The sequence below is a fragment of the Rhodoferax sediminis genome (assembly GCF_006970865.1).
Classification (GTDB): domain Bacteria; phylum Pseudomonadota; class Gammaproteobacteria; order Burkholderiales; family Burkholderiaceae_C; genus Rhodoferax_A; species Rhodoferax_A sediminis.
In genome coordinates, this window is record NZ_CP035503.1 from 593,798 (window position 1) to 610,918 (window position 17,121).

The 17,121-nt window shown below is 63.2% G+C and carries 10 protein-coding genes; 4 read left to right on the plus strand and 6 right to left on the minus strand.

Annotation, left to right across the window (positions count from 1 at the left end):
* Nucleotides 1–10: 10 nt before the first annotated feature.
* The 4 genes from EUB48_RS02855 (at nucleotide 11) to EUB48_RS02870 (ending at nucleotide 4,653) form a co-directional block, all read left to right on the plus strand.
* On the plus strand, nucleotides 11–1,609 hold the full coding sequence (locus tag EUB48_RS02855; protein ID WP_244618312.1) for an ABC transporter substrate-binding protein: 1,599 nt from the start codon (nucleotides 11–13) through the stop codon (nucleotides 1,607–1,609).
* A 62-nt stretch (nucleotides 1,610–1,671) separates the two neighbouring features.
* Nucleotides 1,672–2,583 (plus strand): ABC transporter permease, encoded by a 912-nt coding sequence (locus EUB48_RS02860; protein ID WP_142817531.1) that lies wholly within the window; start codon nucleotides 1,672–1,674, stop codon nucleotides 2,581–2,583.
* 2 nt (nucleotides 2,584–2,585) lie between these two features.
* Nucleotides 2,586–3,563, plus strand: a complete 978-nt coding sequence (locus EUB48_RS02865; RefSeq protein ID WP_142817532.1) for an ABC transporter ATP-binding protein — start codon at nucleotides 2,586–2,588, stop codon at nucleotides 3,561–3,563.
* Nucleotides 3,564–3,657: 94 nt separating this feature from the next.
* Nucleotides 3,658–4,653 carry an ABC transporter ATP-binding protein gene (locus tag EUB48_RS02870; protein ID WP_142821062.1) on the plus strand — a complete coding sequence of 332 codons (996 nt, stop codon included), beginning with the start codon at nucleotides 3,658–3,660 and terminating at the stop codon, nucleotides 4,651–4,653.
* 108 nt (nucleotides 4,654–4,761) lie between these two features.
* Here EUB48_RS02870 and EUB48_RS02875 read toward each other — a convergent pair whose 3' ends face one another.
* The 6 genes from EUB48_RS02875 to EUB48_RS02900 all read right to left on the minus strand — a co-directional run bounded on the left by EUB48_RS02875 (nucleotide 4,762) and on the right by EUB48_RS02900 (nucleotide 17,107).
* Nucleotides 4,762–5,235, minus strand: a complete 474-nt coding sequence (locus tag EUB48_RS02875; protein WP_168226685.1) for an RES family NAD+ phosphorylase — start codon at nucleotides 5,233–5,235, stop codon at nucleotides 4,762–4,764.
* Nucleotides 5,232–5,753 carry an antitoxin Xre/MbcA/ParS toxin-binding domain-containing protein gene (locus EUB48_RS02880; RefSeq protein WP_142817534.1) on the minus strand — a complete coding sequence of 174 codons (522 nt, stop codon included), beginning with the start codon at nucleotides 5,751–5,753 and terminating at the stop codon, nucleotides 5,232–5,234. Before EUB48_RS02880 ends, EUB48_RS02875 begins: the two co-directional genes overlap by 4 nt.
* 114 nt (nucleotides 5,754–5,867) lie before the next feature.
* Nucleotides 5,868–6,623 (minus strand): tetratricopeptide repeat protein, encoded by a 756-nt coding sequence (locus tag EUB48_RS02885; RefSeq protein WP_142817535.1) that lies wholly within the window; start codon nucleotides 6,621–6,623, stop codon nucleotides 5,868–5,870.
* Nucleotides 6,624–6,873: 250 nt separating this feature from the next.
* On the minus strand, nucleotides 6,874–7,212 hold the full coding sequence (locus EUB48_RS02890) for a hypothetical protein (RefSeq protein WP_142817536.1): 339 nt from the start codon (nucleotides 7,210–7,212) through the stop codon (nucleotides 6,874–6,876).
* Nucleotides 7,213–7,232: 20 nt separating this feature from the next.
* The gene (locus EUB48_RS02895; protein WP_142817537.1) at nucleotides 7,233–15,479 is read right to left on the minus strand and encodes a two-partner secretion domain-containing protein; all 8,247 of its coding nucleotides are present in this window, start codon (nucleotides 15,477–15,479) and stop codon (nucleotides 7,233–7,235) included.
* A 50-nt stretch (nucleotides 15,480–15,529) separates the two neighbouring features.
* Nucleotides 15,530–17,107, minus strand: a complete 1,578-nt coding sequence (locus tag EUB48_RS02900) for a ShlB/FhaC/HecB family hemolysin secretion/activation protein (RefSeq protein WP_244618313.1) — start codon at nucleotides 17,105–17,107, stop codon at nucleotides 15,530–15,532.
* Between the last annotated feature and the right edge of the window lie 14 nt (nucleotides 17,108–17,121).

The following is a 17,121-nucleotide window of genomic DNA, read 5'->3' on the forward strand; positions in this document are numbered from 1 at the left end:
GGAGTTCGTTGTGAAATTTAAGTCAAATCTGCTCACAGTCGCTGTCGTTTGTGCACTATCCGCTACAAGTTTTGTAGCGTCGGCACAAACCTTGCGGGTCGCCGATCAGGGCGATGCGCTGTCGATGGACCCGATGTCGCTGAACGAGTCGCTGCAGCTCAGTGTCGACGGCAATATGTACGAGGGGCTGACGGGGCGCGGCAAAGACCTGAGCCTGGCGCCGGCGCTGGCCACCAGCTGGAAGCAGACGTCGCCGACGGTCTGGCGCTTCGAGTTGCGCAAGGGCGTGCAGTTCCACGACGGCACGCCGTTCACGGCCGATGACGTGCTGTTCAGCTTCCAGCGCGCCTCGGCCGACGGCTCTGACATGAAGAGCTATACCAACGACATCAAGGAAGTGCGCAAGGTCGGCGACTTTGCGGTCGAGATCGAGACCAAGGCGCCGTTCCCAATCCTGCCCGACGTGGTGTCGCTGGTCTACATCATGAGCAAGAAATGGTGCGAAACCAACCAGGCGACCAAGCCGGTGGACCGCCGCAAAGGCATCGAAAATGCGGCGTCGTTCCGCGAAAACGGCACGGGCCCGTACCGCCTGCGCGAGCGCCAGCCCAACGTGCGCACCGTGATGGAGCGCTTCGGCAACTACTGGGGCAAGGTTGAGGGCAATGCGCAGCAGGTGGTCTTCACCCCGATCGGCAACGACGCCACGCGCGTGGCGGCCCTGTTGTCGGGCGAGGTGGACGTGATGGAACCGGTGCCGGTGCAGGACATCGGGCGCGTGAATGCGAATGCCAGCACGAAAGTCATGGTCGGGCCCGAGCTGCGCACCATCTTCCTGGGCATGGACCAAAAGCGCGACGAGTTGCTGTACTCCAGCGTGAAGGGCAAGAACCCGTTCAAGGACAAGCGCGTGCGCCAGGCGTTCTACCAGGCGATCGACATCGAGGGCATCAAGACCACGGTGATGCGCGGCGCCTCGCGTCCCACCGCGCTGATGATCGGCCCGGGCAACAATGGCTGGACGGCCGAGCAGGACAAACGCCTGCCCTACGACGTGGAAGCGGCCAAGAAGCTGATGGTCGAGGCCGGCTACCCGAATGGCTTTGAACTCACCATGAACTGCCCGAACGACCGCTATGTGAACGACAGCCGGATTTGCCAGGCCGTGGCCGCCAACCTGGCGAAGATCAACGTCAAGATCAACCTGCAGGCCGAAACCAAGGGCACCTACTTCCCCAAGATTTTGCGCCGCGATACCAGCTTCTATATGCTGGGCTGGACGCCGTCGACCTATGACGCGCACAACGCGCTGAATGCGCTGATGGTATGCCCGGACGACAAGACGGGAGCCGGCCAGTTCAACCTGGGTTCCTACTGCAACCCCAAGCTCGATGAGTTGACGCACAAGATCCAGTCTGAGAACGACAAGGCCAAGCGCCTGGCCGAGATCAAGGAAGCGTTTGCCATCCACGCCGCCGACGTTGGCCATATCCCGCTGCACCAGCAATCGCTGGCCTGGGGCATGAGCAAGAAAATCTCGCTGGTCCAGCGTGCCGACAATTTTATGGACTACAAGTGGGTCCACATCAACAAGGCCGATGCCCGGTAAGCCGCATGGTGGTTGCTCCTTCCCCCGTTGGGGGGAGGGGGCAAAACCGGACTTTTTAGCGAATGATCAAAACTCTCTATCGCTGGTTCGACAGCGACGTCGGCTACAGTTTTCGCACCTCGCCCGTCGCGATCGCGGCGGCCGTGGTGGCCTTCCTCTGTGTTTTTTGCGCGGCCTTTGCGGGCTGGGTGGCGCCGCACAACCCGTTCGACCTGAGCACGCTGGTGCTCTCCGACGCACGGCTGCCGCCGGCCTGGAATGTGCACGGCACTGCCAAGTACCTGCTCGGCACCGACGACCAGGGGCGCGACATTCTGTCGGTCCTGTTTTACGGGGCGCGCATTTCTCTGGTGGTCGGGGTGGTGTCAGTCATTCTGTCGATGCTGGTGGGGGTTTTCCTGGGCTTGCTGGCGGGCTTTCGCGGCGGCTGGGTCGACTCGCTGCTGATGCGCTTGTGCGACGTCATGCTGTCCTTTCCGGCGATCCTGATTGCGCTCCTGATTGCTGGCGTCGGGCGCGCGCTGTTCCCTGATGCGCACGAATCGGTGGCGTTCGGTGTTTTGATTCTCTCGATCTCGCTGAGCGGCTGGGTCCAGTACGCGCGCACGGTGCGCGGCTCCACGCTGGTCGAGCGCCATAAGGAATATGTGCAGGCGGCGCGCGTTACGGGGGTGGCGCCGCTGCGCGTCATGACCCGCCATGTGCTGCCCAATGTGATGGGGCCGGTGCTGGTGCTGGCCACCATCCAGGTCGCGACCGCCATCATCACCGAGGCCACCCTGTCGTTTTTGGGGGTCGGCGCACCGCCGACCTCACCCTCGCTGGGCACCCTGATTCGCGTCGGCAACGACTACATGTTCTCGGGCGAGTGGTGGATCGCCGTGTTTCCGGGCGTGATGCTGGTGGTGATTGCGCTGTCCGTGAATCTGCTGGGCGACTGGCTGCGCGATGCCTTGAACCCGCGTTTGAGATGACCATGAGTCTTTTGCAAGTCAAGAATCTGGTGGTCGAGTTTCCCGGCCGGCGCGGCACGCTGCGGGCGCTGGACGATATCTCCTTCGACATCGCGCCGGGCGAAATCCTGGGCGTGGTGGGTGAGTCGGGGGCCGGCAAGTCGCTCACCGGGGCCGCCATCATCGGCCTGCTGGAGCCGCCAGGGCGTGTGGCCAGCGGGCAGATCCTGCTCGAAGGCCAGCGCATCGACAACCTGGGCTACGAGCAGATGCGGCATATTCGCGGCCGCCGGATCGGGGCCATTTTCCAGGACCCGCTGACCTCGCTGAACCCGCTCTACACCATCGGGCGGCAACTGGTGGAAACCATCCAGACCCATTTGCCGGTGACGGAGAAGGAGGCCAAGGCGCGCGCCATTTCGCTGCTCGACGACACCGGTATCCCGGCCGCCGCACAGCGTATCGACCACTACCCGCACCAGTTCTCGGGCGGCATGCGCCAGCGCGTGGTGATTGCGCTGGCGCTGGCGGCCGAGCCGAAACTGATCGTGGCCGACGAGCCGACCACTGCGCTCGACGTGTCGATCCAGGCACAGATCATCACGCTGCTGAAAAGCATCTGCAAGGAGCGCGGTGCCGCCGTAATGCTGATCACCCACGACATGGGCGTGATTGCCGAGACCTGCGACCGAGTGGCCGTGATGTATGCGGGGCGCATCGCCGAAATCGGCCCGGTGCACGAGGTGATCAACCAGCCGGCGCACCCGTACACCGCGGGACTGATGGCCGCGATTCCCGACATCACGCTGGACCGCGAGCGCTTGAACCAGATCGACGGCGCCATGCCGCGCCTGAACGCGATTCCGCGCGGCTGCGCCTTCAACCCGCGCTGCCCGCAAGCCTTTGACCGCTGCACGCAGGAGCGCCCTGATTTGATGAATGCCGGTGCGACGCGCGCGGCCTGCTGGCTGCACGATGCCCATGCGGGAGTGCCCGCATGAGCGAGATCACCGTGAGCGCCGGGGAATTTTCCGCCGGGCCGCCCCAAGGAAAACTGGCCCCCTCGGGGGCAGCGCAACACACGCAGTGGCACGCGTGGGGGCGCCATTGGTGCAGGCCCACGACCTGGCGAAGACCTTCGACGTGTCCCCACCCTGGCTCAACCGCGTGCTCGAGCGCAAGCCGCGTCAGCTGCTGCGCGCCGTCGACGGCGTGAGCTTCGAGATTGAAAAAGGCAAGACGCTGGCGCTGGTCGGTGAGTCGGGCTGCGGCAAGAGCACCGTGGCGCGATTGCTGGTGGGGCTGTACGAGCCCACGCGCGGCGGCTTGACGTTTGACGGCCAGGATGCGCACGCGGCGTTCAAGACGCCGGCGGGCCGGCAGCTGCGCCGGCGCGTGCAGATGATCTTCCAGGACCCGTACGCCAGCCTGAACCCGCGCTGGCTGGTGGAAGACATTGTGGGCGAGCCGCTGAAGGAGCATGGCTTGATCACCGACGCGGCCGAGCTGAAGGCCCGCGTGGGCGTGCTGCTGCAGTCGGTCGGCCTGTCGCCGCTCGACATGGTGAAGTACCCGCACCAGTTCTCGGGCGGGCAGCGCCAGCGCATCTCGATCGCGCGCGCGCTCGCCACCGAGCCCGAATTTCTGGTGTGCGACGAGCCGACCTCGGCACTCGACGTGAGCGTGCAGGCGCAGGTGCTCAACATCATGAAGGACCTGCAGCGCACGCGCGGCCTGACCTATTTGTTCATCTCGCACAACCTCGCGGTGGTGCGCCATGTGAGCGACCAGGTCGGCGTGATGTACCTGGGCCGGCTGGTGGAGCTGGCCGACAAGCAGACGCTGTTCGCTACTCCAAGGCATCCCTACACGCGCATGCTGCTCGATGCGATCCCGAAGATGCACGACACCGGCCGCGCCCGCACCCCCGTGCAGGGCGAGGTGCCGAATCCCCTGGACCCGCCCACGGGCTGCACCTTCCACCCGCGCTGCCCGCACGTGAACGAGCGCTGCCGGGCCGAGCGGCCGGCGCTGCTGGAGATCAAGGGCGTGAAGGTCGCCTGCCATGCCGTGGAAGAGGGTCGTATCTAGACGCTATCGAGTTGATAGTAGGTTGCGAAGACCCTATAAGGGTTGCCGGTAGATTCATATCTGATGGTGGCTGGCTTTGGTGGCGCTTGCACCGCTTCCTTGGGGCGTCTATGTGAACAGTCGTGGATCGAACTGGAAGTCCAGTTCCTCCGTCACGATCTTGATAAACGCATATTCCGGGTGCGCCGGGTTGATCAGCAAGTTTCGCTCCCGTGGTTCCAGATAGGACGGCACCCAAAGACCGAGGCTGGATTTCGATTGAAGCCACTGCACACCCAGCGCCTGCGTGTAGCCCTCGTCGTCGCGCCATTGCGGCGCCTTCAGGCCCAAGTCGGCGGCGGCATCGAGCAGTGCTGCACCGGTCGGCAATTCCAGCCGGATGAGTGCCTGATTCACCGGGGCGACGCCGTTGGCGTGCACCCGCTTTTCAAGCTGCGCCAGCGCCCGGTTTGATGCCGCGTAGACCGCCGGCAAGCCCGCGGGCGGCGCCAGATGCCAGCGCCCGGGCCCGAGCGTCGAACCGTAAGGCAGCGCACCCAAGCTCAAGTCCCCGTTGAAGCAGATGCGCCAGGCCGCCGTCAAGCGACGCCTCCATATTTCAGGCCCGCCAGCATCCCGCGGACCTTCTGCGCCCCAAACTCGTTGTCGGCGTAGTCGATCGGGGCCATGCCGTCGAGCGACGGGTGCGGCTTGTGCAGCCACTGGCGCGCGGCCTCGACGCCGCCGAACACCTCTGCCGCAAAAAGCGTCAGCTGCATGGTGCGCAGGATCTGCTCGACCGTTTGGCCGGGTAAAGGCTTGTTGTCGCGCGCCCAGCGCCACAAACTGGTGCTGTTCGCATTGAGCGCACGACTCAAGTCTTCCTTCTTGCCCAGACCCAGCAAGGGAACCAGCGCCGCGACGTTGCCCGCGAGCAAGCCGGTACGAATCAAGAGCACCGCGCGCGCAGAGTCCAGGAAGATCGATGATTCGTTCTCGGAAAACACCGGCGCCACGGACCCGGTTCGGTGGCTTGGATCGAGTGAGTCGTCCAGCCACGTGGCAAAGGATTGCGCCAGCGAGCGGGCGTCCCCTGGCAGGCGAGCGGAATGGGCAAGCATTTAGAAGCCTCAAATGAAATAAATATTTATTTCAAATGTAATAACACTACCCCGATTTGTCAACCTTGAATCTTGTCCGCCTCGGTACGTCGTTTTTTAGGAGGTTATAGCGGATCATTGGTGTACGGGTTCAGGCATTTTCTTTCGAAGCATGTTCAGGAAATGCTCGTTAGGCTCGTTCGCGGCACTGGAAGGGAGACTGGCGATAGCCCCCGAGCCGGTGCCGAGCGCACGTGCTGTGGCAACCATGCGCCAAGCCTCACTGTATTGACCACGCCAATAGTAGGCAGTGGCCCGTGAGGTGTAGATGTATCGCTTGTCTGGCTCGACTTCCTCCGCCTTCTTGTAAAGGGTTTCGGAACGAGCGATCAATTCTGCTTTTACTTCAGGTGACAACGTCGTATCGCTCACCGCACAGAGTGTGGTAATCCGCGCCGCATCCGAATAGATTCCCTGAAGCGTTGGTGGGTGAAGCGTGAGCGCCTTTTTCATCATTTCCATGGCGGCACAGTTTTTCCCTTGATCGTGTAAAACCGCCCCAAATCCTGCATAAACCTCGGGATTTTCAGGATTAAGAAGCCATGCCTGATTGAATCTTCTCATTGCCATGCCAAGCTGATCTTGTTTGTAGTATTTATATCCTTGATTAACCCATAGAGCACTAGCTCTTTCTCGGGAGCCAAATTGAGTCGTTGCGTCAGATATAAATCTTTCATCCGCAGCCTTTAGTTCCTGAACCTTTGATCTGTCAATTCCCTCATACATCGGTGCCTCGTCGATTCTTGTGCCTTGATTTACAGGCGATATCGCCAAACAACCGGAGAGCAACAACAGGCAACCGAGAATGTGTGGATATGTGAAGCGTTTCATTGTTTTATCTCCGTTGATTTTTAAAGGATTGGCAGGAAGGCAACAACGCAATTACGCATGCGATCATTAACAACTGCTTCAGGGAAGGTTCTGACTTTTCCCTGGAATCCGTATCCCATAGCCGATCTCATACACTGGCTGTCGAGGTCGATTGGCATGCCAGTTCTCACTGAACCGCATTGGGCTGACATAGGCCAGTGTCGAGTGCAGTCGAGTTCGGTTGTACCAAAGAATTCATGCGACATCTTCATCACGGCGATCCCCACGCAGGGTTGCTACCATCAAGAATCGCTCCGTCCGTACATGCAGGAAAAGACGACAGAAATTTATCGTCGCAAATAGATTTCCTGTCGCTAAGCAAATAATGGAAGCCCTTTTGTTCCATGCACCTATCCGCCCGTATGAGTTCATTCATTGCTACTTTCTTTTGTGCCTGAAATCCGTTGAACGGGTTGTCATACCCGCACTCAATCAACGCAGCTTTAACTCCTTCTATGGAGACTCCTTCTTTGTCCCATTGCTTGAGTTTCGGTGGTATCGGTTGGAATGGCTTTCCAGCGCATCCGGTGGCTACCAGCACGCTGAACATGAGAAAGAATAAACGCGACCTCATTGTGACGCTCCTTGCGCAGGCGATACGGGGACAGGAATCAAGGCAGGAAACCCCCCTGTGTCTCGCCAAAACTTCCCGCAGTTCGGATCCTGCGATTGCCCATAACAGTTATGCACCGTAGTCGACTGCCCAGTAACCGCTCTAAGGGCCTCTTTGATCTGGCTGCTACCTTCGGAGATAGTCCCACCCGTTGGTGGATTACTCCCAACCCACCTACCCACAGGATCAGCTGCGTGGTTCTGAAACTGCAGCACCAGGCTTGGTTGCTGGGCCGCAGGCAAATTCGCACGGTCTTGCAACGTACTGAGCAGGTTGTCCGCCTGCTGCCCGTTGTAGGCCGGGCCGAAGAAGTTGACCGTCGTCTGACTTAGACTGCCCTGCGCGTTGGGGCTGGCAGCTTGCGACTCCAGGCCATTGCCAAGTGTCATCGCTCCCCGGCTGTGGCCGTCCAGTTGCAAACCGGTTTGACCATATTGATGCATGGCATCTTTGACCTGCGAGGTTGAGTTGGAAAGGCCCCAGAAATCATTTTCAAGGAATTTTTGGTACCCCGCGACCATGAGTTCTGAAACAGCGTTGTTCGTTTCCGGGAAATAGATCACATATTGCGGACCAGTGGTAGTGGTGTGCTGGTTGCCGTAGCTGCTGGCGGCGTCTTGGTCGTTAAAGATGCCGTTGGCGGCGACGTGGACTTTGCCGTCAGGTCCGGGTTTTAGGTTTCTCTTTTCTTCGTCTGAGAGCTCGCGCAAGACAGGTTTGCCCGTCTTCTCGTCAAACTGGGTCTTGCCGTCTTTGTCCTGCAAGATTTCGTACATCGGGTGCTTTTCAATAAATGTTGTGCGGTACGCTTCATTGGAGAACTTGACCATTTCTACGAATACGGCTTGCTTGATGGCTTGTTCAGCCTGCGCAGTTCTCTCCATCGCTTGAACATCCTGCTGCTGCACGGCTGTGTGGGCGTGAAATGTATCGCGGTTCAGGCTGATTGCCGTCTCTTGGGCGCTCTTACCGGTCAGCACCTGCTGCGCCGCGTCATCAGTGATCGTGACGTTGCCGGCTTCAACGGCGCTGCGGGTGACCCCTGCGGACGAGCCAGAGGCTTTGCCATCATTCAGTGCCGTGCCCACGAGTGCCTTGGCCACGCCGTATTTGCCCTGGTTCAGCATGCCGCTATCGAGGTTGATGCCACTGTTGCTGGCGCTGGTCTGGGCGCGGTTTTGGAGGTCGCTGGTGGTCAGGGTGGCAGTGACGAGGGTGTTCTTGCCACCCTGCACCACCTTGTCGGTGTTGGCTATCACGCCACCCTTGAGATCGGTATTGCCCTTGACGTCGACATGGAAGCCACCGTCCCCGGCCCGGATGCCGCTTTGCTCGGTCACACTGGCAAAGTCGCTGTTGACCCTGCTCTTGTTCAAGTTCAGGCTGCCCGACACGCCAGCGCCCACCGTGATGCTGCCGCCCATCGACTGGTCTTTGCTGGCGTATCGGCTGCTGTCCTGCAGGCTCTCGATGGCGAGGTTGCCGCCGACGTTGGCCCTGACCTGCTGGCCGCTGGCGACGGCGCCTTTGAGCGTGGTGTCGCCACCCGAGTTCAAGCTCAGCTGGTGGCCGGCCTCGATGTGGGTGTTGGTCCAGGTCAGGTCGCTGCCATCGGCGTTGCCGCGCCCCTTGCTGGCGCTGGCGGTAACCCCGAAGCCACCGGTGCCAAAGCTCACTCCGAGGGAGCCCGAACTACTGGTGTTGCTGCTGTCCTGGCTGGCGGTGTTCTGAGCGGCCAGCAGGGCGATAGCGTTGTCGGCATTCAAGCTGATGTGGTAGCCGGCTCGGATGTCGCTACCCTGTACGGTGAGGTTGCTGTCCAGGCCGGCTCCACTCGCCGTCAGGTTGACGTTGCCACCTGCGGCGATGGTCGATCCCTGGGCGCTGCTGGCGCTGCTGCTGGAGTTGCTTTGGCTTTTGGAGCCGCCTACGCTGATGCTGACATTGATGCCACCGGCCTTGTCCGTAGCACTGTGCTCGGTGGCGGCGCCGGGGTTGTTTCCGGTGCTGCTCTGGCCGGCCTGGAGGGCGTTATAGACATCCCTGGTGGCAAAGGCGCCATTGGCCACTGCCAGCGCCTGCATGCGTCCATCGCCGGTGTTGCCTGCCGCCTGCATCATTTGCTGGCCCGTTTGCAGGGCGCTGAGCACCGGACTGGTCAGCGCTACCGTCAGGCCACTTTGCTTGAATTTTTGCTCAGCTTGCGTGGCCTCGGTGTTCTGCACCTCGCTGATGGCAATGTTCTTAGCCAACACGTTGATGTCGCCGCCCGGTGCCACCAGATCACTGCCTTTGTGCTGGTATTGATTGCCGGCGATGATGGTCACATCGCCATTGATTGCGCCCACGGTACTGGCCGTGTGGCCGATCGCCCGGCTCTGGCCGTCCGTGCTCTGCTCGCGCGTGCCGATGGTGAAGCCGATACCGCCCGAGCCCAGCAGGCCAGACTTCTTCTGCGCGACCAGATGCTGTTCTTCACTGGTGTTGCTGGCGGCCTCGATGACGATGTTGTTTTGGGCGAGCAGCGTCGTCGCGGTGTCGCTGACCACGCTGGAGCCCGACACCGTAAGGTCGCGTCCGGCCAAAGCCGTCACGGTGCTGCCGCTGAAGCTGCTGCCCACGCTGTCCGTGCGCTTGACCTGATCCAGCGTGGTGTCGGTGCGGCTGGACAGGAAGCCCCGGCTGGTGTGCTGGTGGGCTTCATCGACGCTCTGGCTGCTCTGGCCGGCGCTCATATTGAGGTCGTGCCCGGCGCTGGCGAATACCGCCCCGGCAGCTTCGACGTTGGCGGCACGGGCATTCAGGTCATTGCCGGCGGCCAGGTGCACCGTCCCGGTACTCTGGATCTGGCTGCCCACTTCGGTGCTGGCGCCATCGCTGCGGCGGTTTTTGGCATCCCAGACGATCTGATTGGCGCTGGAGGTCGTGATGGTACCCAGGTTCAGGTTGTTGCCGGCAACGACGGTGGTGCCGCCGCCCTGGCCACTGCTCGCAATCACGCCCGCGATGATGTTGGCATCGCGGCCGGCGCTGGCCATCAGCGTGCCGTTTGGGCCTGTGACATACAGGCTGGCTACCCGGTCGATGCTGGTGCGGCTGAAACTGTTGCCGCCCACGACACTGTCGGCGCTGCGCGTGGTGGTCACCACGTTCAGGTCGCGCCCGGCCGTGGCGCTCAGAGCGCTGGCGGCCTGGATCGTGCCGCCGATATTGTTCAGATCCTGGCGCGCCGAGACGGAGACGACGTCGCTCTGGATGCGCCCGCCCAGGTTCTGGATGTTCTCTGCGGCGAGGTTGACGACCTGCCGGCCTGCGAGGGTGCCACTGTTGGTCAAATCACCCGAGAGGTTGAGGTTGATCTCACGCCCGGCCAGCAGCGCCCCGCTGGAGGCGAGGTCGCCGTCCTGCACGCGCGCATAGACCTGCGGCACCAGGGCTGTCGTGATTTTGCCGTCCGGCAGCGTGACTTGCTGCTCGACCAGCCAGACGATGTCGCTGGTGAGCTGCGCCATCTGTTCGGCTGTCAGGGCCACACCGGGACGCAGCTGCCATTGGCCGACGTAAGTGATGCCGGCCTGCATCAGGGCCTGATATTGCTCTTCGTCGCTGTTGTAGTTGCCCAGAAAGCGCTGTCCTGTGAGTTGGGCCAGCTGTTCGCGTACCAGGCGCTGCTCGTAGAAGCCGTCGCCCAGGCGTTTCTGGGTGATGGCAGGGTCAATGTTCAAGGCCTGCAGCATGTAATTCGAGCTGAGCCACTGGCGGTAGCTGGCAAAGCGCGGGTCGGTCTCTATCAGGTAGCTGCCCGCCGGATTGGAGTTGACGTGGAACAGGCTGGTGTTGGGGATGCGCGTATTGACTTGCACGGCCCGCACGATCTGCGCGCCGCCGCTGCTGGGGGCCACGTTGCCCACGCTGGCGTTGACCTGGCTGACGCTGTGCACCGTAGCGTTGACCGCGCCGGTGGCGCCGGTGGTGGCGTTGACACTGCCAAGAGCCGTGTCGGTCAGCGTGGTGCCGCTGCCCACGGAGGCGGTAAAGGCGTCGTACCGTGTAGGACTGAGCGTGATGCCCTCGAGGGTGGCGGGCGGCACATAGGGCGAATCGTCGGCGCCTTGTCCATCGGGGCCGCTGCGGAAGATGACGTAATAGTGCGTCGCCACCCCGTTGTCCTGGGTTTGCCGCGTACCCGGCACCGTGGTGTTTTCCAGGTTTGCGGCAGACGCATTCAGCGCCGCGCCCGCGATGATGTGGCTCTTGTCGTTCCGCAGGCTTTGGGTGTTCAGCGTCATGTTGCCGCCCGCCAGCAGTTTTCCGGGGTCGCTCGTGGCTTGTGCCGTTTCGGTGACGGTTCTGACATAGCTAAACCGGTTGAAGTCGTAGGCGTCGCCTTCCGGGCTGATGAGGTGAATGTTTTCATCTGGGTAGTACAACCGGACCTGGTTCTCGGCGTAGTGATTGGGTGAGCCGGTGGGGCTGTATTCGACGATCGACTGGCTCGATACGAACCTTTGCTCGGTGCTGAAATGGTTGTTGGTGTTGTTGACCTGTGCCGCGTTGATGTCAAGGTTGCCCAGCACCTCGATGGTGGCCGAGGCGTTGTTGACGGCCGCCGCCTGGCCGCTGGCCAGCCGGTTCGCGTCGAGGCTGCCGCCGATAGCCATGTCGCCGGCGCTGAAGATCAGCGCGCCTTCGCGGTTATTTACCGTTCCCGCACCGATGTCCAGGCGCTGGCGCGCGGCGATCGTCGCGGCGCCGGCGCCTTCCATGTCGTTGCTGACCGTGCCGGCCGCCATGCTCAAGTGGTCGCCGTAGATGCGGCCGGCACCCAGGTTGTTCAGCGTTGCCGCGTTGAGCTGTGTGTCCTGGCCATCGATCAGGCCCCGATTGGTCAGGGTGTTGGTGGCCGTGACCTGAGTACTGGCGCCGGTGATTTCGCCGCCGGCTGTATTGTCGATATTGGAGGCGGACACGCGCAGCGTGGCTCCCGCCTGCAGCTTGCCGCTGTTGGTCAGATTCCCGGTGGTGCCGAGGCTGGCGTTGTGGTTGGCGGTGACTTCGCCGCTGTTGCTGAAGTCGGTGGTCAACGCGATGGTGAGGTCGCCCCGGGACAGCACCTTGCCGTCGCCGGTGAGGCCTGCGGCATCGACGCTGGCGCTTTGCCCGGCAATGACGGTGCCGCCCGTGTTGCTGATGACCAGGGTCTTGGTGGCTGTGCTGTCGTGCACCGCCAAGGTGTTGCCCGCGCTGATGAGGCCGGTGCTGTTGTTGAGGCCGCCCGAACTGGTCAGTGCAGCATTGCTGTCGGCGCGAATGGCGCCGTTGTCGTTGGCGATTGAATCCGCCGTGATGGCAACATAGTTACCTTCGATGCCCTGATTGGCGCCACCGGTGTCGCTGTTGCGCACGGTGCCGGCGCTCAGCGTGGTGGTGCCGGCGCTGCGAATCAGGCTGGCGCTGTTGTCGATGGACCCCGCGCTCGCATGCAGGCTCACATCGCCCAAGGCCTGGACCTGGCCGCCCCGGTTGTCGAAGGCGGTGCCTGAGATCGCGATACTGGATTCGCCGACGACTTGACCGCCCGCAGAGTTGCTGACGTTGGCGGTGGCGGCGCTCAAGGCACCCCTGGCGCCGATGAAACCGGCCACATTGTCGAGGTCGCCCGTGGCCAGTGTCAGCGTGCTTTGGCTGGTGATGCCGCCGGCGCCGCTGGCATGGCTCGCAGCATGAGTATTGGTCAGGGTTGAGCCGTTGGTGTCGATGGCCAATGCGCCAGCCGCCTGAACCAGTCCGCCATCGTTGTTCAACGCGCCGGTTTGCAGGGCGGCGCTGCCGCCGGCCGCAATAGTGCCCAGGTGGTTGCTCAGGTTCGTAGTGTTTAGCGTCACGTCTTGCGCGGCTTGCAGCATGCCGCTGTCGTTGACGGTGGCACCACCGGTGGCAACGTTCAGGTTGTCCTGCACGGAGGCCACGGTGCCTTGGGTGTTGTTCAGGCTGGCAGCGGCGAGGTTGACGGCGCCGTTGGCCGCGACCAAGCCCTGGATGTTGCTAATGGCGGCGTCGGCCAACGCGCCCAGACTGCCGCCCGCCGTTATTTGGCCCTGGCTGTTGTTCAACGAACCTGCATGCAAGCTGACGTTGCTACCTGCGGCGATGTGGCCGCCGGCGCTGTTGTCCAGGGCGGCTATGGTCGCGACCTCCAGCTTGGCCGCACCGGCGGCCTGCACGCTGCCGCCCCGGTTGAGCAGGCTTTGCGCGCCGAGCATGGTGTCGCCATTGCTCGCGATCTTGCCGCCCGTGTTGTCCAGCGTGCCCGTGACGCTGATGCGTGCTGCCAGCGTTCCGGTCTGGGTGATTTCGCCGCTGCGGTTGCTTAAATCGATGACTGCGATGGCGACTTGTTGGGCCAGCGTGCTGGCGCCATCGTGGTTGACGCTGCCCGCGGCGAGCTGGAGTGCGCCGTTGCTGGTGATCTGGCCGCGCTGGTCGTTCAACGTGCCGGCCTGGATGGCCAGCGTTCTCTCGCCTGCGTGTTCGATGCGGCCGTCGGTGTTGGTCAGGGTCCGGGCGGCCAGTGCCAGGTTCTGGCTGTTGGTGGCGATACGGCCCGCGCTGTTGTTCAAGTCGCCGCCCAGGCGAAGGGCGGTGTCGCCATTGCCGGTCTGCACGATCTCGCCGCCGACGTTGGACGCATCATGCGCCGCGAGGGTGAGTTGGTCCGCCGAGACGCTGGCGCCATCGGTGCGCAGGGTTTGCGTCGCGTTCACGTTGAATGTGCCCTCGATACCCACGCTGGCGCGGCTGGCGTCCACATCGCCGCCGCGGGCCGTCAGGTTGAAATTCTTCGCGGTGACTTTGCCATCGGCCACACTGACCCGAGTTCCCGACACACTGGCATTGCCGGCGGCCAGCGTCTGGCCGCGCAGGACGACGGCATCGGCCGCCGTGACCGACAGATCGCCGCTTGACGCCAGGGTGCCGTCCGCGTTCAGGCCGGCGACCACTACCGAGCCGGTGCCCGCATTGATGTACGAGCCGGCTTGCAATCTGGTGTGGCCCTGCGCGGCGACAAGGCCCGTGGTGTTGATGCTGCCCTGACTAGCCAGGTTGGTGTTGCCACCGGCGTAGATGCTGCCGCTGTTGTCAATGACCCCGGTCGTGTTGATCTGGGCATGGCCCGCCGCCTGGATGCTGCCACTGTTGCTCAGCCAGCCATCGGACTGCAAGACCACATCGCCCGCCGTGGCGCCGATGACGCCGGCGTTGCGCACGCCTACGCCGGCCTCTGTCCCGATCAGGGTGATCTTGCCGGCATACATGCCGCCGAGTGCCGCGGCATCCAGTGCAAACGCCGGAGCGGTGCCGGTGCCTGCAATCGGCGTGGCACTGATCTGGCCGGCATCAACCTGGTTGGCGCCGGTGGTGACCTTGAGTTCCTTGGCCCAGATGCCGGCGTTGACCTGCACGGCCCGCGCCAGGATGGCGGTGTAGTCCGCCGCGCTGGTGTCCAGGCCCAAGCCGCCCACGCTGACGTTGCCATCCTGCACTCGATAGCCGTCCAGGCTGCCGCCGTTCATGACCGGCGTGCCGGTGGTGAGCATGACGCGGCTGGCGTTGATGAAGCCGCCGCCGTCGATGTTGATGCCCGCCGGGTTGGCGATGATGACTTCGGCGCGCTGGCCGGCCACCTCGACATAACCGCGCAACTGGCTGGGGTTGCTGGAGTTGACCTCGTTCAGGATGACGCGGGCGCCGCCCGCGGCCAGCCACGGGTTGCCTTGCACCCAGCCGCCTGTTTGGGTCTGCACGTTGGCGCGGCTGTTGTTGAGGATGGCGCCCGGCTGGTTCACGTCGAACTGGCGGTAGGTGTTGCGGCTCACCCCGGCGGCGCTGGGAGTCTGGATGTTCACGACCGGCACGCCATTGGGTGCGGCCAACACGGTGGGCTGCTGGGTGCGCGAGGCGCCGGGGTCGGCCACGATCTGCGCCTGGACTGGCGGCTGCATCCAGAACACCAGCCCCAAGGCTGCGAAGACTGTAAAGCTCGCCGGGCGCAGCGTGACGACCAGGCTGCCCGAAAACCTGCTCGCGGCGCCACCACGGGTTTGTCCCGCGGCGTTCTTGCCTTGTGACGCGGCGGTCTCCGCTACGGCCATGCGCTGGCCGCGCCCGGCGTTGAAGATGATGCGGTAGCAGTTCTTGTTCATATTGATCCCTGGTGGTTTCAGGTAATTTCACAAGCGAAGGCGGGGTCGGTTCAAAAGCTGAGGTTCAAATTGAATCCGGCTACGCTGCTGGCGGTATGCAAGCCCGCGGGTTTGCGTAGCGGCGCGCCGATGAACAGGTCGTACTGCAAATTCCGGATGCCGCCACGCAGGCCCAGCACGGCACCGGTCAGGCTTCGGCCCACCAGCCAGGCGCTGCTCGGGCCACTGACCTGACCATGGTCCAGCCCGACATAGAACTCTTGCCCGCTGTTGCCCAAGGGTGCGCCGAGTTCATTGCGGATCAGCCAGCCGCGCTCTGCGGAAAGAATCGACTCACCATCAAAGCCGCGCACGCTGTAGCGCCCACCGATGGCAAAGCGATCCTGCGGGGTCAGCGGCGTGCGGTCGAACTGGGCTCGCCAGTTGGCGCTGTAGCGCCAGCGCTGATGGCCGAGCTTGAACGGCAGGTTCAAGCCGGCATCGGCGCTGACCAATGCGAAGCGCGAGCTGCCCTCGCCGAAGGCTTCCTCCGGGGCCTGCAGCGAACCGAACGCGCCGGTGCCGCGCTTGTAGGCCAGGTTGCCCTCCAGCACGGCAGCTCCGACGAATTCCTTGTGGCCGATGCCCAGTTCCCAGCCACCCGCCACGCGGCGCTGCACCTGCACCTCGGTGTCGTCGATGAAGTTGTTCGACCGGCGCTGGAACGCCTTGATGCTGGCCGTGGTTTTGCGGCTGGCGTCGCGATAGAGCAGGCGCGAGAGCTTGAGCTCGGCGTTGCGGCTGGTGCCGCTGAAGATGTAGTCCTGGCTGGCCCCGGCCACGGTCTGAAAGTAGCGGTTGCTGCTGACGGTGGCACCCACCAGCCAGTAGCCGAGCGGCGCGGAGTAATGTACCGTGCCTCCCTGGGTGCCACGGGGACCTGGCTCGCTGCCACCCAGGTTGCGTCCCAGGTCGTGATTCACGCCGACATAGAGCAGATCGTTCAGCGTCCACCAATTGTCATAGGACAGGGTGATACCGCCCTGGTACTTGCCGGTGCCACGGGTGCCGCTGTCATCGGCGGACAGGGCCAGGCGCAGCGGCAAGCCTTGTTTGTAGCTGATGAGCAGATCGCTCTCGCCGGGCTGCGCAGCGTCGCCCGTGGCCGGCGCGATCTGGATGTCGGCCTCGGCCGTCGGCACGCGCTTGAAGTTTTCCAGCGCCTGCTCGACATCGCGCAGGTTGAGCAGGTCGCCGACCCTGGCCGGCACGGCGTTCCACGCGGTGCCGCGGGGGTCGACCGGTTCCACAAAGCGGATGGCACGAATGCGCCCCGGGATCAGGGTCAGAACCAAGCGGCCCGTGCTCAGGTCCTGCGGCTCGGCCAGCACCCGGCTGGTCACGAAGCCTTTGGCGATCAGCGCATCCTGGGCCCGCTCAAGCACGCGGTTGATGCCCTTGGCGCCGAGGCATTTACCCAGCGGGGCGTCATTGCCTTGCGGACCGGCCAAGACACCGAGCAACCAGCTGAAGCGGTCCGACGCGTCACCTCGCAGTTCAATCTGGCGCATGGTGAAGCAGGGCGCCTCCGATGCCGGCAGGCGTTGCGGCGGCGCCGCTGCCGGTATGGGCAAACGCACGTCGGGCATGCTCTCCTGCTGAT